We start from the raw sequence: 21,182 nt of genomic DNA on the forward strand, positions 1-21,182 counted from the left end.
ACGCCCTATCATTGAGATGTGCCGAGGTGAGTATCTTCGGGCGATCGATGCTGACCATTCAGCGCCACAAGCACTTGCTCTTTAGGACCATCAGCGACAATGCATCCATTCTCAATCACGACAAGACGCTGGACGATACTGAGCATCGACATACGGTGAGTCACGATTACTAAGGTGTGCGAGGCACTCAAGTTTCCCAACTGCTCAATGAACTGAGCCTCGTTTAAACCATCCATCGCACTGGTAGGCTCATCCAGCAAGAGCACCTTGGGCTCCAGCATCAAGCAACGGGCCAGCGCGATCAATTGCTTTTGCCCACCAGACAAGTTACGCCCCATCTCACCAATCGGCATGTCATAACCCGAAGGATGGCGTGAAGCGATTTTGTCCAATCCGGTGATTTTGGCGACGCGCAGAAATTGCTGGGTAGTTGCACCCGGATTACCAATCATCACGTTTTCGCGCAAAGAGCCGAAGAACAATTGGCAGTCCTGCCCTACGTACCCCACGAGCGACCGCCAATCGGCAGGGTCTATTTGCGATGCATCAATATCATCCAACGCCAAGCGGCCTTCACTCTGCCTATAAAGTCCCGCCATCAGTTTGAGTAGCGTAGATTTTCCGCTGCCAATATTGCCAAGTATTACTACCCGTTCACCCGGTGCGATGGTTAAATTGATGTTGTCCAGCGCTTTCGGAGGCGCCACGACTCCAGGCATCGGATAAACATAACTGATTTTTTTCAGACTAAGATGACCTTCAAGGTTAGGCGCAGGGAGAAAGGTTGCCTGCGGGTCCCGATCCACCGGCAGGCTCATCAGCATACTCAGCGACTTCATACCCGCTTTAGCCTGCTGATAACGCAGCGCCAACCCCACCACGGCGCCTAATGGTTGCAGTGACCGACCCGAGAGGATGACCACAGCAATCATCGCGCCCATTGTAAGCTGGCCGTCATGAATCATATAGACACCGGTTAAGACGATCAGTACCGTGACCATCTGTTGCACGTACATCACGAAGTTAGTGGTTAGACTTGATAAGAACCGACTTTTCATCGCAGATGCAGTAGCGAGTGCGCTAAAATCATCCCAACGTTTCTGCATAACACTTTCGCCACGCGAAGCCTTTAATGCCTCCATGCCTTCCAGCGTCTCAATCAACAATCCTTGTCGCAAAGAAATCTCTCGCAAGTTTTCCTGCATATAACGTGACAACGGCCATTGGCAGGCAATACTCACCAGCACAATCAAAGGCACTGCCAACAGCGGAATAATACTCAGCGCCCCGCCAATACAATAAATAATGCCGAGGAACATAAGACAGAAAGGCAAGTCTGACAATGTCGCCAGTGTGGCCGAGGTGATGAAGTCCCGCACGGACTCGTATTCACGGAATTGGTTGGCAAATGCCCCAGAAGACCCCGGTTTGCTTTCTAATCGCACCGCCATGACCTGGCGAAATAACTTGGCCCCTAAAATCAAATCCGCTTTTTTTCCCGCCACATCCAGTAAATATGCACGAATCTGCCGCGAAGCAAATTCAAGGCTTATCGCGATCAACACACCGATTGCCATTGACCACAACGATACATACGCCTGCGTAGGCACAACGCGGTCGTAGACGTTCATGGTGAAAAAAGTGATGGCCAACGTCAGAATATTCGCCAGCAACGCTGCAAGCGCGGCACTGTAAAAATAAAATCGAAAACGCCAGATGACGGACAGCAACCAATGGGATTGGCTGGGTTTGTTATACAGTAGGTCGTCTTGACTGCACGCATCCAATTTCGGGACGGCGCCGACCAATAAAAAATACCCCGTACACTGCCTCAGCAGCTCTGCCTCATCGATAACGACCCGTCCTCCATGCTCTGGAAAAACGACATCGTATACCCATTTACCTTTATCTATATTTTTCCGGAGAATGACACAGTAACGTCCATCTCCACCGGCTTGCACAACGGGCAACAAATAATCAGAAATCTGATCAAGTGAACGCTGAACCCAGCCGGCCTTCATACCTACTTGCTCAAGCATCCGCACTGCCGCAATCGGCGACAACGCTCTACCACGAGGTAGACCCGCGTATAAAACAGCTTCACTTACTTCTTTATTATAAAATTTACAAATAAATTTCACAGCTGAAAGGAGCGAATCCGACCGCTCTTCAATCAGCTCATCTATCACGCTAAAATCGTCACCGCTCTCCACTTTTTCTGCACCTCATTCCAAATAATTTTCTTACAGTCAGAGCTGCATGAATTTCATATTTTGATTGATGGTTTCACAAATTTTTAATAACTATCACCGCACTCGCAGGGGATTCAACTATTGCCCCCGCATGAACTTTTCAAGTGCTTATATCGTTAGACGCATCGCCTGGATAAGCCGATTACGGTAGATAAGGTGATTATTGAGAGCGATAGGGAGTTTTTCTGTAGGAAATTTCCTACAGAGCACGACAGAGGTACTGGTCAGCCCGCGACGCCGTAGACATCTCCTGCCTTAAGCAGAGGAGGAAATTTATGAGCACCCAACGATTCACTCCGGAATTCAAGCTAGGCTCTATCTGAAATGTATCTGCACTCGGCCATACTGCGTTGAAACGGGGCTTGGAATGCTCATGTACTCCAGTACAGTCGGGCGCGCGCCCGGGCGTTCCTCCCCCGTTTCGCCTTGTCTAGCCTTTGCGAAGCATTCCGAACGCCGGGCTTGTGCTTTCCAGGTTTCCCCGCCATGCAACCCGGCATCACCGCACCCACGCCTTGCTGGACATGTAGTGGTCAACTCATCCCGGACACGGTTTTGAGTTTTTCTTCAGCTTTCGCCGGAGCCAGTCCATCGTTGAACTGATGAGGTCGGATCCAGTTGTAGTGGCTCATCAGGTATTGGCCAATGTCTTGTTGAACTTGTTGCCCGGTCAGGTAGCCCGTGGTCGGTATCCACTCTGATTTCGAACTGCGAAATACACGCTCCATCGGTGCACTATCCCGGCAGTTCCCTCGGCGGCTCATGCTCTGGCGAATGCGGTAGCGCCACGGTCTCCGGCGCAACTGACGGCTCATTCACCGTCACTACGCAACGATCGGTGAACTTCACAAGATTCAGTCCCGGCAGCCAGGGGTTGGATTGGCACGGCAGTTGGCCATCAGCAACTTGGCCGAGTTCAGGACGTGGCTGGAAGACTGAATGTCCGCGCGTGCCGACACAGAATGCCAACAGCGCACGCCCCCACCCGTCCCCTCGAAAATTGCGTATCAGCAGACCCCTTACAACACCGCTCGACTGCCCAGCAAAAGGTCCGCCCCCCGCTCCCCAATCACCACACAAGCCGCCATCGTATTCCCCACGGTGATCCGCGGCATCACCGAAGCATCCGCCACTCGCAAGCCGCTTACCCCATAAACCCTCAACGCGCGATCCACCACCGCCCTCTCATCCCGGCCCATCTTCGCCGTCCCGCACTGGTGCCAGAAACTCACCGCCGAGTTGCGCAAGAATCGCTCCATTCCCTGCTTATCCCGCGGTCCAGGTACGACCTCCCCGCTCACCAACCCAGCAAACGCCCGATGGTTCCCCAACTCCCTGCACAGCTCGACCGAAGCCAACGCGGCGGCCATGTCCTCCGGCGCGCTCAAGGTGTTCGGCTCGATCAGCATCTTGTCCAGCACACCAGCGCCCGACAGCCGCAACTGTCCGCGGCTGAAGGGCCTGGCCAACCCGGCGAACATCGTCCACCCCTGCGCCGGCGGGGCAATGCCGACCTCGGGGGGTGAAGGTACGGCGAATTCCAGTTGGCAGTGCAGCAAGTCCGGCGCGTCCAGGCGGGAGTCGCTGTTCCAGTACAGGGTCGCCTCGCAGCCTCCGCCGCCGACTGGCTGCGGCTGCGAGTACGCCCAAGTGCAGCCGAAGGCGACGTGGTCCTGGTGGTTCTGCCCCACGCCTTGCAGTGGGTTGAGCAACGGGATGCCGTGCGCACGCAACTCGGCCTCCGGGCCGATGCCGGACTGCATCAAGACCTTGGGGGTGTTCACCGCGCCCATCGACAGGATCACTTCACCCGTCACGTAGAAACGCTGCAGTTGGCCTTCGACCACGACCTCGACACCTATCGCCTTACGGCCATCGAACAACACGCGAGCCACCAGCGCCTGTGTGAGGATGTGCAGGTTCGGGTTGTGCAGCCGCGGCACGATATAAGCGTCGTACACCGAGTCACGCTTGCCTTCCTTGATGCGCAGGTCAGCGATGGCGACGCCGCCGGGGCCTTCCATCATCTCGCCGTTGGGGCTGTCGAAATGGGGGATGCCCAGTTGGCTGGCGGCCTCCAGGGTGGCCAAGGCGAGGGGCTGGGGCGCGCGAGGTTGGGCGACGTGCACGGGGCCAGTCGAGCCGCGACGCAGGGGGTCGGGCTGGCCTTGCCAGCTTTCGATGCTGCGGTAGTAGCCGAACACCGATTCGTAGCCCCAACCAGGATCGCCGCTTTCCTCGGCGAAGTGGTCCCAGTCCGAACGGTGGCCGCGCGCCCACACCATCACGTTGATGCTGGAGCCACCCCCGAGCCCCTTGCCCATGTTCAACCCCATGCGGCGGCCGTTCAAGGCGGGGTTGGGTTGGGCCTCAAACCCCCAGTCGCGCTCGGAACCGAGGTTCGCCGGCCATTGCGCGGGGTCGGTGACCTGCGGGCCGGTGTAGGCACTGCCGGCTTCGATCAGCAGGACCCGGGCGCCGGGCTGGTCGGCAAGGCGGGCGGCGACCACGCACCCCGAGGTGCCGGCGCCACAGACGATGAAATCGTATGTGTGATCAGTCAGTTGCTGCATGCGTTCAGTGCCTGAGTGTCAGTAGGAACCCAAGATTCTGCTGCGCAGCATTCCGCACCGATATCGGTCGATTATCCGACCCGGCGCAGGGCGCGCCGGCAAAAAGAAAGGCACGTAGGTCATCAGCACCAGCAACAGCAGCAGGATGACAGCCACGGAGTGAATTGGTACAGCAGGTGGTCATCAGCAACCTGGCCGAGCTCAAGCCGTGGCTGTATGACTGAATGCTCCTGCCCTGCCGGCACAGGGTGCTGGCTTTGTGAGTACTCGCAGCCGACTCAAGCCAAATGCAGACAAAATCGCTGAACATAGAAGCCCTACAGGCAACCGGCAACTGACAAGTCTGCCAGTTGCCGACCCTGTTATTCCTCACCCAACATGAACCCCGAGCCTGTATGGGCGGGTAGGTCTCCTTCTTGTTTAGCCTGGAATACAGCCAGCCCTCATGCGTTCGTCGTTATCCCAACCGAAACTCAGGGGTTCGCCCTTCAGGAGCAGACGATGACCAAGATGAATGAGCTTTATAAGGACTCCCAAATACCCTACATCACTGATTCTTTTAAGGATCTGAACCCCGGTAGTGAACTCAAAGGTGAAGAGCAAAGGCTGGGATACATGCTCACGCTGAGTTCCAGTGGCAACAACGTTAAATTCATAGTGCTGGAAGACAGCAACGGCCAAAACAGCATCCTTGTCCACGGAACAACCGGACATAGCGGAACTGATGCCTCCTTTGAACTGACCTTCGCCAACCCCACAAACTATCTGGCGCTGGATTGCTTCTCTTCTTCGTTGGGCTATAGCCGTGTGGTCATCTATGACAAAGACGGCAAGCCGCTGCACAATGCCCCTGTTGATGCCGGAACCGTTGTGAAGTATTTCGGCGCCGGTATCCATCGAGCGGTCTACGAAGGCCCCGTGGAAGAATTCGGACTGAGTATGCGTTTGATCTCCGTCACCCATGGATTCGCCAAGATCAAGGGCTCCTGAGGGCTGCGACCAGAAGGCGCTGACGATCAGCGTCAGCGCCTTTGGTCCGAAATGCCAACCGCCCCTACGGCATCCCCAACCACTCCGGCAACGCCAGCGAAATAAACGGCACATACGTCACCAACACCAGGAACAGCAGCAGGATCGACAACCACGGCAGGGCCGCGCGGATCGTCTGCCCCAGGGTCAAGCCAGTCACCGCACTGGTCACGAACAGGTTCAGCCCCACCGGTGGATGCACCAGGCCGATCTCCATGTTCACCACCATCACGATCCCCAGGTGGATCGGGTCGATGCCCAGCTTCATCGCGATCGGGAAGAAGATCGGCGCCAGGATCAGGATGATCGCCGAAGGCTCCATGAAGCTCCCCGCCACCAGCAGCACCACGTTGACCATGATCAGGAAGCCGATCGGCGTCAGGCCTTCGGAGAGCACCCACTGGGTGATCTGCTGGGGAATCTGCTCGGTAGTCAGCACGTGGGCGAAGAGCATGGCGTTGGCGATGATGAACAGCAGCATGATGGTCAGGCGCCCGGACTCGAGCAGCACCTTGGGGCAGTCGCGCAGGCGCATGTCCTTGTAGACGAACAGCGCGATGAAAGCCGAGTACACCGCCGCCACCGCCGCCGCTTCGGTCGGGGTGAACATGCCGCTGTAGATGCCGCCGAGGATGATCACCAGCAGCAACAGGCCCCAGAACGCGCGGCGGGCGGTGCGCAGCCATTCGGCGAAGCTGGCACGCGGCTGGGCGGGGAGTTTCTTGACGCGGGCGACGATGTAGATGGTCACCATCAAGGCGAGGCCGAGCAGGATCCCGGGTATCACACCGGCCATGAACAGCTTGCCCACCGAGGTTTCGGTGGCGGCCGAGTACACCACCATCACGATCGACGGCGGAATGAGGATGCCGAGCGTGCCGGCGTTGCAGATGATCCCGGCGCCGAACTCCTTCGGATAACCCGAGCGCACCATACCGGCCACGGCGATGGAGCCGACGGCGGCGACGGTGGCGGGCGAGGAGCCGGACAGCGCGGCGAACAGCATGCACGCCAGCACTGCGGCAATGGCCAGGCCGCCGCGAATGTGGCCGACGCAGGCGTTGGCGAAATCGATCAGGCGCTGGGCAACGCCGCCGGTGGTCATGAACGCGCCCGAGAGCAGGAAGAACGGGATCGCCAGGAAGGTGTAGCTGTCGGAGGTCTCGAACAGCTTGATCGCCAGCGAGCTGAGCGAGTCCTGGCTGAACAGCAGGATCGACACCGCGCCCGACAGGCCAAGGGAAATGGCGATCGGCACGCCGAGGAACATGAACACGAACAGCAGCAGGAACAGGCAGATAACGGTCATCAGTGTGACTCCTCGCCCGGGTTGGCCAGTTTGCTCGCCTCTGCAGCTTCATCCGCCAGGCCCAGACTGGTCTGGCGGTGGGTGAAGATGCGGTAGAGGATTTCCAGGTAGCGCACGATGATCAGGGCGAAGCCGAACGGCACGATCAGCGCGATGTGGCCGATCTTGATGCCGTAGCGGTCGAGGTCTTCAGCGCCGATGCCGGCGACGAACACGGCATTCACCCACTTGATGCTGGCAACCAGGAACAACCCGGCATAGGCCAGGCAGCAGGCGCAGGCGATCATCGCCAGGATGCGTTGCACCGGCTTGCGTGTGCGCCGCACCAGCACGTCGACGCCGAGGTGGCCGGCGGTACGCACGCCGTAGGCGATGCCGAAGAAGATCAGCCAGCCGAACAGCGCCTTGGTCAGGGCGATGCTCCAGGTCATTTCCTGGGCGTAGCCCATCAAGTGGTCGCCGATGTCGAGCAGCAGCTCGCTGGCGAAGCTCCAGTGGTCGCTGAGGCTGTAGAACAGGGTGTAGAGGTTGTTCAGCGCCACGTAGATGAAGGTGATCAAGGTCATGGCCGCCAGGAGGAAGGCGATCATGCCCTCCTCGAAGTGCTCCCAGACGCGTCTGATCCTGTGCATGGGCATTCTCCGGACAGAAGGAAGCCGGGCCACCTGCGCTGCAGGTGGCCATGGGCGATGGAAGCGATCAGGACGGCTTGTTGGCGTCGTCGGCAGCCTTGATCAGGTCGGCGCCGATCTGGTCGGAGAACTTGTCCCACACCGGGCGCATGGCTTCACGCCACTGGGCGCGCTGCTCGGGCGTCAGCTGGTCGATCTCGCTGGTCTTGGCGTCGATGATCTTCTGGCGCGAGGCCTGGTTGAGCTCTTCGGCCTGCTTGTTCACCTCGACGGTGACCTTGTCCATGATCGTCTGCAGCTCGCTGCGCACATCTTCAGGCAGGCTGTTCCAGAACTTGGCGTTGGTGATCACCATGTAGTCGATCAGGCCGTGGTTGGTCTCGGTGAAGAACGGCTGGACTTCGTTGACCTTCTGGCTTTCGTAGTTCGACCAGGTGTTCTCGGTGCCGTTGACGGTGCCGGTCTGCAAGCCTTGGTAGACCTCGGCGAAGCTCATCTTGCGCGGGTTGGCGCGAATGGCCTTGAACTGCTCTTCGAGCACGCTGGAGGCCTGCACGCGGAACTTCAGGCCGCGGGCATCCTTGGGCAGGATCACCTTCTTGTTCGCCGACAGTTGCTTGAGGCCGTTGTGCCAGTAGGCCAGGCCACGGATGCCCTTGTCTTCCATCGAGGTCAGCAGCGCCTTGCCCTGCGGGCCTTGCTGGAAGCGGTCGACGGCAGCGAGGTCGTTGAACAGGAACGGCAGGTCGAACAGTTGCACCTGCTTGTTGTAGTGCTCGAACTTGGCCAGCGAAGGCGCGAGCATCTGCACGTCACCCAGCAGCAGGGCTTCCATCTCCTTGCCGTCGCCGAACAGCGAGGAGTTGGGGTAGACCTCGACCTTGACCTTGCCCTTGAGCTGCGGGTCGGCCTCGACCAGTTTCTGGAACATCAGCGCGCCCTGGCCCTTGGGCGTGCTGTCGGCCACCACGTGGGCGAACTTGATGATCACAGGATCGGCAGCCTGGGCGAGCCCGGCCATGGACACGGCGGCGGCGCACAACAGCGCCTGGGTCAGCTTCAACATCGGTGTCACCTTTTATTGTTGTTGGAAGGGGTCAGCAGGGAAGCGTTGCCAAGGGTACGATGGCCCAATCGGGCGTGTTTCGAGAATCTGCTTTTGTGTAAGCCTGCGTTTGGCTGGGGTGAACGCTCCTGGGTGGCTGGGGGATGGCACCGGCTATGCCGGTGATCGCGGGACGAGCCCGCTCCCACAGATACATCAGTGGATATGGCACCGGCTATGCCGGTGATCGCGGGACGAGCCCGCTCCCACAGATACATCAGTGGATATGGCACCGGCTTTGCCGGTGTTCGCGGGACGAGCCCGCTCCCACAGATACATCAGTGGATATGGCACCGGCTTTGCCGGTGTTCGCGGGACGAGCCCGCTCCCACAGATACATCAGTGGATATGGCACCGGCTTTGCCGGTGTTCGCGGGCAAGCCCGCTCCTACAGGTACAGCGTTTAGCCCAGAGTCAGCGCTGTACCTGCCACTGTCTTGTTCAAAGTCTTAAACCAGCCCAGCTCCTGTGGGAGCGGGCTTGCCCGCGAAAAGGACACCGCGGTGTCGGGCACCGGCTTGCCCCGCGAAAGGCCTAGGTGCTTTCGGCCAATGCCAACAGCCGCTGCGCCCGCAACAGCACCGGCGCATCGACCATCTGCCCATCGAGCTGGAACGCCCCGGCGCCCTTGGCCGCTACACTGGCGTCCACCACCCGCCGTGCCCAGGCCAGCTCTTCGCTGCTCGGCGCCAGCACGCCATGAATCAACGGCACCTGGCTGGGATGGATGCACAGCGCCCCGCCATAGCCCATGTCGTAGGCATGGCGCATGGCCCGCTGCTGCCCTTGCGGGTCGCCGATGGCCGGGAACACCCCGTCCAGCGGGGGCGCCAGATCGGCGCCGCGCGAATGCAACTGCACCGCCATGCGCGCCTGGTCGAGAAAGCGCTGGGCCGAGGCGCTGTCAGTGTTGAGGTTCAGGTCCAGCGCCAGGTCCAGGCTACCGAACGACAAACGCTCGACCCCCTCGGCACCGGCAATGCGCTCCAGCGCCAGCAAGCCCTTGGCCGTCTCGATGATCGGCAGCACCGGCTTGCCGGTGCGCCAGGCCACCGCCACCTGGGCGGCATTTTCGACCTTGGGCAGCAGCACGGCGCTGACGCCGGGCTGCTGCGCGCAGAACGCCAGGTCATCGGCATGCCCGGCATGCTCCGGGGCGTTGACCCTGACCCACACCCGCGCCTGCGGATGGGCTGCCAGAAAGGCGGCGAGGTTGTCGCGCGCCTGGCGCTTGAGCGGCTCCTCGACGGCATCCTCGAAATCGACGATGACAGCATCGGCACCGGCAGCAAGGGCCTTGGCGAAACGCTCGGGGCGGCTGCCCGGCACGAACAGCGCGGAACGGACGATGGTTTGCGGCATCAGCAATCACTCCTTGTCATCAAACGACACCAGCAGCCGCCAGCCGGGCCTGGTCTTCGACCGAGAAACCCAGCTCCTCGAGAATCGCTGCGCTGTGCTGGCCCAGCCCCGGCACCGGGTCCATGCGCGGGGTAAAGGCGGCGTTACGCCCCGGCGGCAGCAGCGACGGCAGCTTGCCAGCCGGGCTGTCGACCTCGCGCCAGCAGTCGCGGGCCTTGAGCTGCGGGTGCTGCCAGACGCCTTGCATGTCGTTGACCCGGGCGTTGGCGATCTGTGCGTCCTCAAGACGCGCCACCACCTCGTCCAGCGACAGCGCGGCGAAGCGGTCGATGATGATCTGGCGCAGCACCTCGCGGTTCTCCGAGCGACGGAAGTTCGCGGAGAACCGCGCATCGCTGGCCAGCGCCGGGTCGAGCAGCACCTTCTCGCAAAACAGCTGCCATTCCCGCTCGTTCTGCAGCCCCAGCATGATCGTGCCGCCACCGCCGGTGGGGAACGGCCCGTATGGGTAGATGGTCGAGTGCGACGCGCCCGCCCGCGGTGGTGGCGGCGCACCGTTGTAGGCGTAGTACATCGGGTAGCCCATCCATTCCACCAGGCTCTCCAGCATCGACACGTCGATGCGGCTGCCGACGCCGGTCTTGTCACGCAGCAGCAGCGCCGACAGCACGCCGGTATAGGCATACATACCGGCAGCGATATCGGCGACCGAGCATCCGGCCTTGGCCATCTGTTCCTCGCCCGGCCCGCCGGTCACCGAGAGAAAACCGCCCTCGCTCTGGATCAGCAGGTCGTAGGCCTTTTTCTTCTCGTACGGGCCACCTTCGCCGTAGCCGGAGATATCGCAGACGATCAGCCGCGGAAAGCGCGCGTGCAGGGCCTCGAACGACAACCCCATGCGCGCCGCCGCACCTGGTGCGAGGTTCTGCACCAGCACGTCGGCCTTGGCCAGCAGCGCCAGCAGGATGTCGTCCGCCTCGTCCTGCTTGAGGTCCAGGGTCAGGCTCTGCTTGGAGCGGTTGGTCCAGACAAAGTGCGAGGCCAGCCCATCGACACGCTGGTCGTAGCCGCGGGCGAAATCGCCGCTGCCGGGGCGCTCGATCTTGATCACGCGCGCGCCCAGGTCCGCCAGTTGGCGGGTGCAGAACGGCGCGGCGATGGCATGTTCCAGGCTGACGACGGTGATGCCGTCCAGCGGGCGGGGAGCGGATTGGGTCATGGCAAATTCCTGTTCGGTGTTCAATGCAGGTCCGCCAGCGACTGCGCGTCGCGCAGTTGCCAGACGCGCTCGATCAGCGCTCGGCCCTCGGCCTCGCTGCGCTGCCCGGCATAGGCCAGCAGGCGCTGGAACTTGGCCTCCAGCTCTGGGCGCGACAGGGTGTTGCCCGGATCGCCCTTGGGTTCGTCGATGGCTGCGCTGAACTGCCGGCCATCGACGCAGCGCACCTCGATCCGCCCCAGCCAGCGCGCCGGATAGGCACCGTCCACCTCAGGGTCCAGCTGCATGCGCACCTTGTCGCGGAACGCGGCGATGCGCGGATCGGTCAGTGCCAGGTCGCGGAACTCCAGCAACTGCGCACTGCCATGCACGGCGATCAGGCCCAGTACCGTGCCCATGGAGAATTTGGCCTGATGCACGGTGGTCGGTGTGGTCACCCGCCCCAACACATCGATGGCGCCCTGGTGCACGCGGGTGATCACTTCGGCGATCTGCTCGTGGCCCAGCTCCTCGCGCTGCATCAGGTGCAGCAGTGCATCAGCCGCCGGGTGGGTGTGACGACACGAGGCGTGGAACTTGAACGAGGTTTCCGCCAGCGCCCAGCGTGTGCCGAGCCGGTCGGAGAGCCGCGCGGGGTCGGCATCGCTGGACATGCCTGCGGCCATGCCCTGGTCGCCTTCGAGGATGTTGCGCGCCCCACTCAGGCCATCGGCGGTGAGGTAAGCGGCGAGCAGGCCATCGGCGGCGGCCTTGGCGGTGTGCAGCTGCTTGGAGTCGGCGGCGTCGCGCAGAAACTCCCACAGCCCCGCAGCCTGGGTGCCGGCGCTGCCGAGCAGATTGATGAACTGCTCCTGGTTGAAGTCCAGCAGCTTGCCCACGCCCACGGCGGCAGCCAGGGTGCCGACCGTGGCGGTGGTGTGGAAGATCCGATAGTGCGAACGGCCGAGGAATTCGCCGATGCGGATGCCGGCCTCGTAGCCTGCCACCGAGGCCAGCAGCAGGTCCTGGCCGGACTTGCCCAGGTCTTGCGCGGCCGCCAGCACGGCGGAGAACACCACGGTGGCCGGGTGCAGCACGGAGCTGTTGTGCAGGTCGTCCTGCTCGACCAGATGCGAGGCGGCGCCGTTGACCAGGGCGGCGAAATAGGCGGAGGTACGCCGGCCGTTGCTCAGCACGCGCGCACGGCCCGAGGCGGGCCCCATGCGTTCGGCGTAACGCTCGAACAGCGGGATCGGGTGCGATCCCTGGCTGGCCAGGGCCGAGCCGAGCCAGTCGAGAAACAGGTCTTCGGTGCGGTCCAGCACGGCGCCGGGGATGGCCTCGTAGCGCAGGTCGGCCAGGAAGCTGGCCAGGGCTTGGGTATCACGCATGGTCGGCTCCTCAGAAGCTGCGCGGCAGCTCGAGCAGGTGCTCGGCCACGTACGACAGGATCAGGTTGGTGGAGATCGGCGCCACCTGGTACAGGCGGGTCTCGCGGAACTTGCGCTCGACGTCGTATTCGTTGGCGAAACCAAAGCCGCCATGGGTCTGCAGGCAGGCATTGGCCGCCTCCCACGAGGCCTTGGCCGCCAGGTACTTGGCCATGTTCGCCGCCGCCCCGGCGTTGGCGCCGCTGTCGTATTCGGCGCAGGCACGCCAGCGCATCAGGTCGGCGGCCTCGATCTCGATATGGGCTTCGGCGATGGGGAACTGCACGCCCTGGTTCTGTCCGATCGGGCGGCCGAACACCACGCGGTCGCGGGCGTACTGGCTGGCCTTCTCGACGAACCAGCGGCCATCGCCGATGCATTCGGCGGCAATCAGCGTGCGCTCGGCGTTAAGGCCGTCGAGGATGTAGCGGAACCCTTTGCCCTCCTCGCCAATCAGGCTGCTGGCCGGGATTTCCAGGTTGTCGAAGAACAGCTCGTTGGTCTCGTGGTTGACCATGTTGGCGATCGGCTGCACGGTCAGGCCGTTGCCGATCGCTTCACGCAGGTCGACCAGGAAGATCGACATGCCTTCGGATTTCTTCTTCACCTCCGGCAGCGGCGTGGTGCGTGCCAGCAGGATCATCAGGTCCGAATGCTGCACGCGCGAGATCCATACTTTCTGCCCGTTGATCACGTACTTGTCGCCCTGGCGCACGGCAGTGGTCTTGATCTTGGTGGTGTCGGTGCCGGTGGTCGGCTCGGTCACGCCCATCGACTGCAGGCGCAGCTCGCCACTGGCAAGCTTGGGCAGGTAGAAGCGCTTCTGCTCGTCGCTGCCGTTTCGCAGCAGGGTGAACATGTTGTACATCTGCCCGTGGATGGTGCCGGAGTTGCCGCCACAGCGGTTGACCTCCTCGAGAATCACCGAAGCCTCGGCCAGGCCCAGGCCCGATCCGCCGTACTCTTCGGGGATCATCGCCGACAGCCAGCCGGCATCGGTCATGGCCTTGACGAAGGCTTCCGGAAAACCTTTTTCTTCATCGATCCTGCGCCAGTATTCGGCGGGAAATTCGGCGCACAGGGCGCGCACGCCCTCGCGGATGGCATTGAGGTCATCGCTGTCGTAGCTGTGCATGTGTGGATTCTCTGCGAAGGCTTAAGGAAGTCAGTCGAAGATCACTTCGGCGCTCTGGGCTGTGCCGTCGGCATTGCCGGCCCACAGGCGTGCCTTGCCAGGTGCCTCGATGCAGCCACTGACCTGGAACGCTGCAGGCAGGGTCAGCGGCCGCACACCGCGGTAGGCGAAGTGGCGCACGGGCTTGTCGGGGTGGGCCCGCACGAAGGCGCGCAGGTTGAGGGTGGCGATCATCGGGCCATGCACCACCAGGCCGGGGTAGCCCTCGGTCTCGGTGACGTAGGGGTGGTCGTAGTGGATGCGGTGGCCGTTGAAGGTGATGGCCGAGTAGCGGAACAGCAGCGTCGGCGTCGGGGTGATGGTTTCATTCCACTCGCCCGCCTCGCTCGGCGTGCCGCTGCCGCGCTTGGGCGGGTTGGGCTCGCGGTAGACGATGTCCTGTTCCTCGCGGATGCACAGGCGGCCGTCCTGGGAGTAATCGTGGCGCACGGTGACGAACAGCAGTGCGCCGGTGCGCCCGTGCTTTTCCTCGATGTGCAGGATGGTCGACAGGCGGTGGGCTTCACCGCCAACTTTCAACGGCGCGATGAACTCGACCCGCCCGCCCGCCCACATGCGGTTGCGGTTGTCGGCCGGTGGCAGGAAGCCGCCACGGGCAGGGTGACCGTCCGTGCCCAGTTGCGACTCCGGCAGCGGCTCCTGGAAGAAGCACCAGGTCCACAGGTGCGGCAGCGCGTCACCATGGCCTGGCGCGGCCTCGCCGAAGGTCGCGGCGATGCGCTTGACCAGGTTGCGGCTGAGCACATCCCAGGCCTCTTCGGTGCGGCCGATCCAGGCGCTGAAGTCGGTGGGCGAAGTCGAAGCAGTCATGAGCATGGGCCTCTGCATTTGTTGTTATGGGCCGATCATGCGAGGCGCCCGGCATTCTGTGAATTTGCATTTGCGTAAACCAGCGTTCATAAATGCCGAACGCCTCTGCTACGACAGGACTCCCCATGCACTTCGACCTGGCTGACTTGCGGCTCTTCATCCACATCGGCGAATCGCCGAGCCTCACCCAAGGCGCGCGCCGTGCGTTTCTCTCCCCCGCCGCGGCCAGCGCGCGGATCAAGGCCCTCGAGGCGCAGCTCGATACCCGCCTGCTGTACCGCGACAGCCGTGGCGTGGAGCTGACGCCCGCGGGTCAGAAACTGCTGACCCATGCGCGCCTGATCATGCGTCAGGTGGAGTACCTCAAGGCCGAGTTCACCCAGTTCGGCACCGATTCGGCCGGGCACATCCGCATCTTCGCCAACACCACCGCGGTGACCGAGTTCCTGCCCGAAGTGCTGGCCGGGTTTCTCGCCCAGCGGCCGGGGGTGACGGTCGATCTGCAGGAGCGGTTGTCGCGCGATATCGTGCGCGGGGTGCTCGATGGCAGCAGCGACATGGGCATCATCGCCGGGCCCGTGGAGGCGGCGGGTCTACAGGTGATGCGCTTCAGTACCGACCGGCTGGTGCTGATCGTGCCGGCCGGTCACGAGCTGGCGGGCCGCCGCCAGGTGACGCTCAAGCAGACCCTGGCCTACCAGCACATCGGCCTGCATGACGGCAGCACCTTGCTGACGTTCCTGCGCGACCACGTCGAGCGTATTGGCCAGAGCCTGGCGCTGCGGATCCAGATGTCCAGCTTCGAGGCGATCTGCCGGATGGTCGAGGCGGGTGTGGGGATCGGGATCATTCCCGAGTCTGCGGCGGTGCGCCACAGCCACACCATGAACCTGGTCACCATCGCCCTGGACGAGCCCTGGGCGGTGCGTGAACGCAGCATCCTGGTACGCGAGCTGGATGCGTTGCCGGGGACGGTACGGGCGTTGATCGCGACCTTGATGCCGCAGGCGGCTGGCACCGGCGCTGACAGTGACCGCGGGTGACCCTGTGGGATTGGGCTGACCTTTGGATTTTGAACAAGACAGTTGCCTTCACAGCTGCGGGAGCAGTCCACTTCTGTGGGAGCGGGCTTGCCCGCGAACCAGGGCGAAGCCCTGGCCATGCACCGCGGCGTCTGCTTCGCGGGCAAGCCCGCTCCTACAGAGGGGTTGGGCTGGCCTTTAGATTTTGAACAAGACAGTTGTTCCCCCAAAGCGCCCTCAGGATCACATCCCCAACTGCCCCAGCGTGCGCCGCGCCTGGGCTGCTTCCATGCAGACATACAGCCGGTCGGTCAGCGCCTGCATATCGACGCGCCGCCCGTCCACCACCGGCGTGCACACCCACAACTTCACCCGCAAGCCACCGGCCACTGGCCACGCATCCGGCGCCACCAGTGACTTGAAGCAGGCAGGCGCAAGCTGCGGCGCACGGCTGATGGCTGCCAGCGAAAACACCAGCGTCATGCTCAGGTGACGCTGGTCGATTTCGAACCCATCGAAACAGTACAAGGGCGTCGGCGCGTGCGAGTTGGCGAACAGCACACAGTCGTCAGTCACACTCAGCACACACTTGCCATGTCTTCGGCGCAGCCCCTCGGCGAGCGCCAGCCCAGCCACGCCGGCAACCAGCAGCAGCACGCCAGGCCCCCACAGCAACCATTGCCCGGATTGCATCTGCCACTGCGCAGGCAAACTGGCCAGCCAGCCTCCGACCAACACCAGCGAAAACGCCAGCAACGCACAGGCCAGCGCCTTGCCACGCGAGGATTCGTGCAGCGCCAAAGGCTTGCAGGACTCCTCCGCGTGAGCCCCGAGCCAGGCCAGCAAGGTTTCCCGGTCGGTGTCAGCCATGAGCCTGCAGGGCATCCAGTTGCTGCTGTGCACAAGCGGCGTCGCGGTAGGCACCCAGCAGTGCGGCGATTTCGTCGCAGCCCAGCTTGCGCCCACCGGTCATCAGCCCGGCAGAGTGGATGCGTACATGCGGCTCGGGCTTTTTCAGCGACATGGCCTGGTTGCCGAATACCTGCAGCCTGGCGACGTGATGCCTGGGCAGATGGGCGTTAGAGTCGAGCGTGAGTTTCTGCAAGGTCAGCAAGCCTTCGTCCTTGACCAGAATGTCTTGCACCTCGGCCATTTCGATCGGCGCATCGAGCGTATCGACAAACAGCTGGCGGCGGGTCAGGCGCATGAACACATGCTTGCCCGCGTCCCGGTGCTGCCAGGTGACGAGCAGGGAGAACACGACCAGGAAGCCGGCGCATACCGTCAGCCCGGTTCGCCCCATGTTGACGGCCATCGCCAGCATGCCCAGCGATACCAGCAACATGATCGGCCCCCACAGCTTGTAGCGTCGGGAGTTGGTGAATTCGGTCTGTTCCGGAACTCGCTCGATCATCAGGCGCAGTTCGGCGATCACGCGGTCGCGCTGGGCGGCGCGGGACTGACCGTATTCGTCGGGAGAAATGGATGGATCGGGATGTTGTGACGTGGTCATGGCTTACTGGGTACCGGCATTGAGGTAATCGGTCAGGAACGCCTGGGCGTTGCCTTGTTCGGACAGGGCCTGCGAGTAGCCGATCTTCAGCGCCTGGGCTTCGCCGGGCAGATACAGTTCGCTGGCGCTCCAGCTGTTCGAGCCCTGGATCACCAGTGCAGCGAACTTTTGCCCGTCGACCGTGGTGTAGTAGCGGGTCAGCTTGTCGGTCTTCTCGACGTTCATCTTCTGGATGCGCATGTTCCAGTCGTGATCGACACCTTCGACCTGCACCAGCGCCTCGTTGGCGCTGCGATCGCCGATGCGCAGGGTCCAGACCTTCACGCCCTGCTCGCCGGCATAGGCCACGACCTTGTCGGCCACCGATGGTCGCTCTTGGGCCTGAGCCATGGCGCCCACGAGCGCCAATGCTGCGACCATGCCGGCCGCCCATCTGCGATGAATCGACATCCTGCTTGCTCCTCGAAATCCTGGGGGGCCTTGTATTGAAAGGGGCGTGGGCCAGCCTGCCAACCGGCCTGGCCGCTGCGCACAACAAACAGGCCGTTGCGCACAATGGCTGACGCCCGAAGCGTGTTCGCGTTAACATTCCGCCACCCGCCACGACACCCTATGGACAGGCTTGGCCGATGGAACGCTGGACCCCTTACCTGGACATGCAGTTCAGCTTCGACCGCCCAGGCTCGCTGGCCCAGGCGGGCGTCCTCGACAGCGCCGCCAGCCAGGTCATGGGCAGTGCGATCGGTCACTATCGCGCCCACACCGTGCGCGCACACCTGCAGTACTTCGACTGCGACCTGCAGTTTCCCGAGCCGCTGCGCATCCACAAGGTTTTGCCCGACAGCCTGTGCCTGGTGCACATGCTCAGCGGCCAATGGCAGCACCGGGTCGACGGCCGACTCAACCACTACCTCAGCGGCAAGACTCACGCGCTGGGCCTGAGCGAGCACATGGAAGCCTTCGACCAGCTACCCGCCGACAGCCATGCGCGCATGGCCGGGCTGCGCGTCGGTGCCGACTACCTGCGCGAACTGGCCGAGCAAGACCCACACCTGCAACCCCTGCTCGGGCTGCTCGCCGACGGCATGCGCTTTACCGATTTCGAGCGCTGCCCGGCGCTGGGTCGCCTGCTGCTGCAGCTCTATCACTCGCCCTACCACGGCACGCTCAAACGCCTGCACCAGGAGAGCCTGAGCCTGGGGTTGCTGGTGGAACTGGCCGCGCACCTCGGTGGCAGCCCACAGGCACCTACGCCGACGGTACGGGGTCAACGGGACCTGGCCCACGAAGCACGGCGCCTGCTCGACCTGGACCTGGTCGATCCGCCCGGCAGCCTGGCCCTGGCCCGGCAACTCGGGGTGGGCGAAACCACCCTGCGCCGCGCCTTCACCAAGGTGTTCGGCCAGTCGATGCTGCAGTACCTGCGCCAGCAGCGCATGGAGCTGGCCCGCACGCTGCTGCTGCAACGCAAATGGCAGGTCGCGCAGATCGCCTACCGCCTGGGCTACGCCAACCCGGCCAATTTCAGCAACGCCTACAAGGCCTACCACGGGCATCCGCCAGGTATGGAGTGATTGCCCTGCGCTGTGAAAGCTGTGAGCTGTTGTGAATCGTTGTGAAGCCTCACAGTACTAGCCAATTGCCCATGCTACCGTCCGGAGCCGTCATCAAGACGACCCCTTCCTTTCCGTTTCGGGAGCAGAGCCAATGTCTACCATCACCCCCGCTGGTGGCGGGTCCAACACGCCAAAAGCCTCGAGCTCGGCCTTCGACAACCGCCTGGACACCGCCAAGTCGAGCCAGGTGATCGCCGACTACATGCGCCAGACCGGCAAGTCGGCCATCACCAAGGACGAACTCGACAAGCTGGCCGACAACAAGTCCGGCAATGTACCGGCCAATGTGTCGGATGCGGCGAAATACATGCAGCGCCACCCGGATGTGTTCACCGCCATCGAAACCCACGACGTACCCGGCGCCGACAACCTGTCCGGGGTATGGAACTTCGATTGGGCGGCCAAGGGCGGCCTGGCCGGCACCCCGACCGACGCCATCGCCAAGATGCAGGACACCTTCGACCTGGCGATCGAGAAGTCGGCAAAAATCACTGAAGTGACGACAGGCAAGAAAGCCGAGCTGGATGCGACCAAGCAGCGGCCGAGCAACTGATTCAAGGCGGTATGCGGGTTCTCCCCTGCTGCCGCTCAGTACCTTGTGGGGACAACGGTGTTGTTCAAACTCTAAAAGCCAGCCCGCCCCCACAGGGATTGGGCTGGCTCCCAGGGATGCCCCCATCGCCTATCAGTGCTTGATCATCACATGCCGAATGGCCGTGTAATCCTCCAGCCCATACATCGACATGTCCTTGCCATACCCGGACAGCTTCACCCCGCCATGGGGCATCTCGCTGACCAGCATGAAATGGGTGTTCACCCAGGTGCAGCCATACTGCAAGCGCGCCGCCAGCCGGTGCGCGCGGCCAACGTCCTGGGTCCACACCGACGACGCCAGCCCGTAGTCCGAGTCGTTGGCCCACTCCAGCGCCTGGGCCTCGTCAGTGAACTCGGTCACCGACACCACCGGCCCGAAGATCTCGCGCCGCACCACTTCATCGTCCTGCTGCGCGCCCGCCAATACCGTCGGCTCGAAGAAGAACCCCGCCCGGTCGGCACGCTTGCCGCCCGTGGTGACCTGGATATGCGGCACCTGCCGCGCCCGCTCGACGAAACCGCTGACGCGCTCCAGGTGCTGTTGGGTGATCAACGGCCCCAGTTCGGTCTCGGGATCGTCCTGCTCGCCAAGACGAATGCTCGCCACCGCAGCCGTGAGCTTGTCGACGAACGCCTGGTACACGCCCTTCTGCACATACAGCCGGCAGGCTGCCGTGCAATCCTGCCCGGCGTTGTAGAAGCCGAACGCGCGGATACCTTCGACCGCGGCATCGATGTCGGCATCGTCGAAGATGATCACGGGTGCCTTGCCGCCCAGCTCCATGTGCATGCGCTTCACGGTGTCGGCGGTGCCGGCGATGATGCGGCTGCCAGTGGCCACGGAGCCTGTCAGCGAGACCATGCGCACCTTGGGATGGGTGGTCAGCGGCTCGCCTACGCTCGGGCCCCGGCCGAACACCAGGTTGACCACGCCCGCCGGGAAGATGCCCGCGATCAGCTCGCCCAGGCGCAGGGCAGTCAGCGGCGTCTGCTCGGACGGTTTGAGCACCACGGTATTGCCCGCCGCCAGGGCCGGGCCGAGCTTCCAGGCGGCCATCATCAGCGGGTAGTTCCAGGGCGCGATCGACGCCACCACCCCCACCGGGTCGCGGCGGATCATCGAGGTGTGCCCCGGCAGATACTCACCCGCCGCCGAGCCTTGCAGCACACGGCTGGCGCCGGCGAAGAAACGGAACACATCGGCCACTGCCGGCAACTCGTCGTTCAGCGCAGCCTGGTAGGGTTTGCCACAGTTGTCCGACTCCAGCCGTGCCAGTTCCTCGGCGTGCGCATCGATGGCATCGGCCAGCTTGAGCAACAGCAGCGAGCGATCCTTTGGGGCGGTCTGGGACCAGCCTTCGAACGCCGCATCGGCTGCACGCACGGCGGTGTCGACCTGGGCCGGCGTGGCTTCGGCAATCTCCACCAGGGTAGTGCCGAGCGCCGGGTTGAGCACGGCGAGCGACTCGCCTTCACCGGCGACCAGTTGGCCGTTGATCAGCAGTTTGGTTTGCATGAAGCGCTCCTTTTCTCAGGTTCTTG

The 21,182-nt window shown here is 62.8% G+C and carries 18 protein-coding genes and 1 pseudogene; 4 read left to right on the top strand and 15 right to left on the bottom strand.

Annotation, left to right across the window (positions count from 1 at the left end):
- Positions 1-8: 8 nt before the first annotated feature.
- The 3 genes and pseudogenes from ACK3BK_RS21680 to ACK3BK_RS21690 all read right to left on the bottom strand — a co-directional run bounded on the left by ACK3BK_RS21680 (position 9) and on the right by ACK3BK_RS21690 (position 4,825).
- Positions 9-2,213 (bottom strand): type I secretion system permease/ATPase, encoded by a 2,205-nt coding sequence (locus tag ACK3BK_RS21680; RefSeq protein ID WP_411383278.1) that lies wholly within the window; start codon positions 2,211-2,213, stop codon positions 9-11.
- A 572-nt stretch (positions 2,214-2,785) separates the two neighbouring features.
- Positions 2,786-3,064, bottom strand: a pseudogene (locus tag ACK3BK_RS21685) (integrase core domain-containing protein); the annotation flags it as partial.
- A gap of 207 nt (positions 3,065-3,271) precedes the next feature.
- Positions 3,272-4,825 carry a GMC family oxidoreductase gene (locus ACK3BK_RS21690; protein ID WP_411383279.1) on the bottom strand — a complete coding sequence of 518 codons (1,554 nt, stop codon included), beginning with the start codon at positions 4,823-4,825 and terminating at the stop codon, positions 3,272-3,274.
- A gap of 501 nt (positions 4,826-5,326) precedes the next feature.
- Here ACK3BK_RS21690 and ACK3BK_RS21695 point away from each other — a divergent pair.
- Positions 5,327-5,815, top strand: coding sequence for a hypothetical protein (locus ACK3BK_RS21695; RefSeq protein ID WP_411383280.1), 489 nt, complete (start codon positions 5,327-5,329; stop codon positions 5,813-5,815).
- Positions 5,816-5,879: 64 nt separating this feature from the next.
- Here the strand turns inward: ACK3BK_RS21695 and dctM are convergent, their stop codons facing one another.
- From dctM to ACK3BK_RS21735, 8 genes are all read right to left on the bottom strand, one after another.
- Positions 5,880-7,163 carry a C4-dicarboxylate TRAP transporter large permease protein DctM gene (gene dctM / locus ACK3BK_RS21700; protein ID WP_186670429.1) on the bottom strand — a complete coding sequence of 428 codons (1,284 nt, stop codon included), beginning with the start codon at positions 7,161-7,163 and terminating at the stop codon, positions 5,880-5,882.
- A complete protein-coding gene (locus ACK3BK_RS21705) occupies positions 7,163-7,795 on the bottom strand; it encodes a TRAP transporter small permease (RefSeq protein ID WP_186710382.1) in 633 nt (210 codons plus the stop codon). The genes dctM and ACK3BK_RS21705 overlap by 1 nt, the downstream gene beginning before the upstream one ends.
- Before the next feature lie 67 nt (positions 7,796-7,862).
- Positions 7,863-8,861 (bottom strand): TRAP transporter substrate-binding protein, encoded by a 999-nt coding sequence (locus tag ACK3BK_RS21710; protein WP_411383281.1) that lies wholly within the window; start codon positions 8,859-8,861, stop codon positions 7,863-7,865.
- 573 nt (positions 8,862-9,434) lie between these two features.
- On the bottom strand, positions 9,435-10,262 hold the full coding sequence (locus ACK3BK_RS21715) for an HpcH/HpaI aldolase/citrate lyase family protein (RefSeq protein ID WP_186711570.1): 828 nt from the start codon (positions 10,260-10,262) through the stop codon (positions 9,435-9,437).
- 19 nt (positions 10,263-10,281) lie between these two features.
- Positions 10,282-11,481, bottom strand: a complete 1,200-nt coding sequence (locus ACK3BK_RS21720; protein ID WP_411383282.1) for a CaiB/BaiF CoA transferase family protein — start codon at positions 11,479-11,481, stop codon at positions 10,282-10,284.
- A gap of 20 nt (positions 11,482-11,501) precedes the next feature.
- On the bottom strand, positions 11,502-12,851 hold the full coding sequence (locus ACK3BK_RS21725; RefSeq protein ID WP_411383283.1) for an MmgE/PrpD family protein: 1,350 nt from the start codon (positions 12,849-12,851) through the stop codon (positions 11,502-11,504).
- 10 nt (positions 12,852-12,861) lie between these two features.
- On the bottom strand, positions 12,862-14,025 hold the full coding sequence (locus tag ACK3BK_RS21730; RefSeq protein WP_054895253.1) for an acyl-CoA dehydrogenase family protein: 1,164 nt from the start codon (positions 14,023-14,025) through the stop codon (positions 12,862-12,864).
- Between the two features lie 30 nt (positions 14,026-14,055).
- Positions 14,056-14,895 carry a MaoC family dehydratase N-terminal domain-containing protein gene (locus ACK3BK_RS21735; RefSeq protein WP_186711573.1) on the bottom strand — a complete coding sequence of 280 codons (840 nt, stop codon included), beginning with the start codon at positions 14,893-14,895 and terminating at the stop codon, positions 14,056-14,058.
- Between the two features lie 125 nt (positions 14,896-15,020).
- Here ACK3BK_RS21735 and ACK3BK_RS21740 point away from each other — a divergent pair, with 125 nt between their 5' ends.
- Positions 15,021-15,938, top strand: coding sequence for a LysR family transcriptional regulator (locus ACK3BK_RS21740; RefSeq protein ID WP_411383284.1), 918 nt, complete (start codon positions 15,021-15,023; stop codon positions 15,936-15,938).
- 222 nt (positions 15,939-16,160) lie between these two features.
- On the opposite strand, the gene ACK3BK_RS21745 is transcribed toward ACK3BK_RS21740, so the two are convergent.
- From ACK3BK_RS21745 to ACK3BK_RS21755, 3 genes are read right to left on the bottom strand one after another with little or no spacing between them, the layout of a single operon-like run.
- On the bottom strand, positions 16,161-16,787 hold the full coding sequence (locus ACK3BK_RS21745; RefSeq protein ID WP_411383285.1) for a hypothetical protein: 627 nt from the start codon (positions 16,785-16,787) through the stop codon (positions 16,161-16,163).
- Positions 16,780-17,430, bottom strand: a complete 651-nt coding sequence (locus tag ACK3BK_RS21750) for a hypothetical protein (RefSeq protein WP_411383286.1) — start codon at positions 17,428-17,430, stop codon at positions 16,780-16,782. Before ACK3BK_RS21750 ends, ACK3BK_RS21745 begins: the two co-directional genes overlap by 8 nt.
- A 3-nt stretch (positions 17,431-17,433) precedes the next feature.
- A complete protein-coding gene (locus tag ACK3BK_RS21755) occupies positions 17,434-17,880 on the bottom strand; it encodes a hypothetical protein (protein WP_186670370.1) in 447 nt (148 codons plus the stop codon).
- Positions 17,881-18,059: 179 nt separating this feature from the next.
- Between ACK3BK_RS21755 and ACK3BK_RS21760 the strand changes: the two genes are divergently transcribed.
- Together ACK3BK_RS21760 and ACK3BK_RS21765 are read left to right on the top strand one after the other, a co-directional pair.
- On the top strand, positions 18,060-19,004 hold the full coding sequence (locus ACK3BK_RS21760; RefSeq protein ID WP_411383287.1) for a helix-turn-helix transcriptional regulator: 945 nt from the start codon (positions 18,060-18,062) through the stop codon (positions 19,002-19,004).
- A gap of 133 nt (positions 19,005-19,137) precedes the next feature.
- A complete protein-coding gene (locus ACK3BK_RS21765; RefSeq protein ID WP_411384519.1) occupies positions 19,138-19,599 on the top strand; it encodes a hypothetical protein in 462 nt (153 codons plus the stop codon).
- A gap of 132 nt (positions 19,600-19,731) precedes the next feature.
- Here the strand turns inward: ACK3BK_RS21765 and ACK3BK_RS21770 are convergent, their stop codons facing one another.
- A complete protein-coding gene (locus tag ACK3BK_RS21770) occupies positions 19,732-21,156 on the bottom strand; it encodes a gamma-aminobutyraldehyde dehydrogenase (RefSeq protein ID WP_411383288.1) in 1,425 nt (474 codons plus the stop codon).
- Positions 21,157-21,182 lie beyond the last annotated feature (26 nt).

Source organism: Pseudomonas sp. L7, assembly GCF_046605565.1.
Classification (GTDB): domain Bacteria; phylum Pseudomonadota; class Gammaproteobacteria; order Pseudomonadales; family Pseudomonadaceae; genus Aquipseudomonas; species Aquipseudomonas wayambapalatensis.

Bases quoted from the DNA above. Each gene is read 5' to 3' on its own strand.
- ACK3BK_RS21760 (WP_411383287.1), top strand. From the start codon at position 18,060: ATGGAACGCTGGACCCCTTACCTGGACATGCAGTTCAGCTTCGACCGC.
- ACK3BK_RS21695 (WP_411383280.1), top strand. From the start codon at position 5,327: ATGACCAAGATGAATGAGCTTTATAAGGACTCCCAAATACCCTACATC.
- ACK3BK_RS21755 (WP_186670370.1), bottom strand. From the start codon at position 17,880: ATGTCGATTCATCGCAGATGGGCGGCCGGCATGGTCGCAGCATTGGCG.
- ACK3BK_RS21710 (WP_411383281.1), bottom strand. From the start codon at position 8,861: ATGTTGAAGCTGACCCAGGCGCTGTTGTGCGCCGCCGCCGTGTCCATG.
- dctM (WP_186670429.1), bottom strand. From the start codon at position 7,163: ATGACCGTTATCTGCCTGTTCCTGCTGCTGTTCGTGTTCATGTTCCTC.
- ACK3BK_RS21765 (WP_411384519.1), top strand. From the start codon at position 19,138: ATGTCTACCATCACCCCCGCTGGTGGCGGGTCCAACACGCCAAAAGCC.
- ACK3BK_RS21715 (WP_186711570.1), bottom strand. From the start codon at position 10,262: ATGCCGCAAACCATCGTCCGTTCCGCGCTGTTCGTGCCGGGCAGCCGC.
- ACK3BK_RS21735 (WP_186711573.1), bottom strand. From the start codon at position 14,895: ATGACTGCTTCGACTTCGCCCACCGACTTCAGCGCCTGGATCGGCCGC.
- ACK3BK_RS21690 (WP_411383279.1), bottom strand. From the start codon at position 4,825: ATGCAGCAACTGACTGATCACACATACGATTTCATCGTCTGTGGCGCC.
- ACK3BK_RS21725 (WP_411383283.1), bottom strand. From the start codon at position 12,851: ATGCGTGATACCCAAGCCCTGGCCAGCTTCCTGGCCGACCTGCGCTAC.
- ACK3BK_RS21750 (WP_411383286.1), bottom strand. From the start codon at position 17,430: ATGACCACGTCACAACATCCCGATCCATCCATTTCTCCCGACGAATAC.
- ACK3BK_RS21770 (WP_411383288.1), bottom strand. From the start codon at position 21,156: ATGCAAACCAAACTGCTGATCAACGGCCAACTGGTCGCCGGTGAAGGC.
- ACK3BK_RS21740 (WP_411383284.1), top strand. From the start codon at position 15,021: ATGCACTTCGACCTGGCTGACTTGCGGCTCTTCATCCACATCGGCGAA.
- ACK3BK_RS21720 (WP_411383282.1), bottom strand. From the start codon at position 11,481: ATGACCCAATCCGCTCCCCGCCCGCTGGACGGCATCACCGTCGTCAGC.
- ACK3BK_RS21730 (WP_054895253.1), bottom strand. From the start codon at position 14,025: ATGCACAGCTACGACAGCGATGACCTCAATGCCATCCGCGAGGGCGTG.
- ACK3BK_RS21745 (WP_411383285.1), bottom strand. From the start codon at position 16,787: ATGGCTGACACCGACCGGGAAACCTTGCTGGCCTGGCTCGGGGCTCAC.
- ACK3BK_RS21705 (WP_186710382.1), bottom strand. From the start codon at position 7,795: ATGCACAGGATCAGACGCGTCTGGGAGCACTTCGAGGAGGGCATGATC.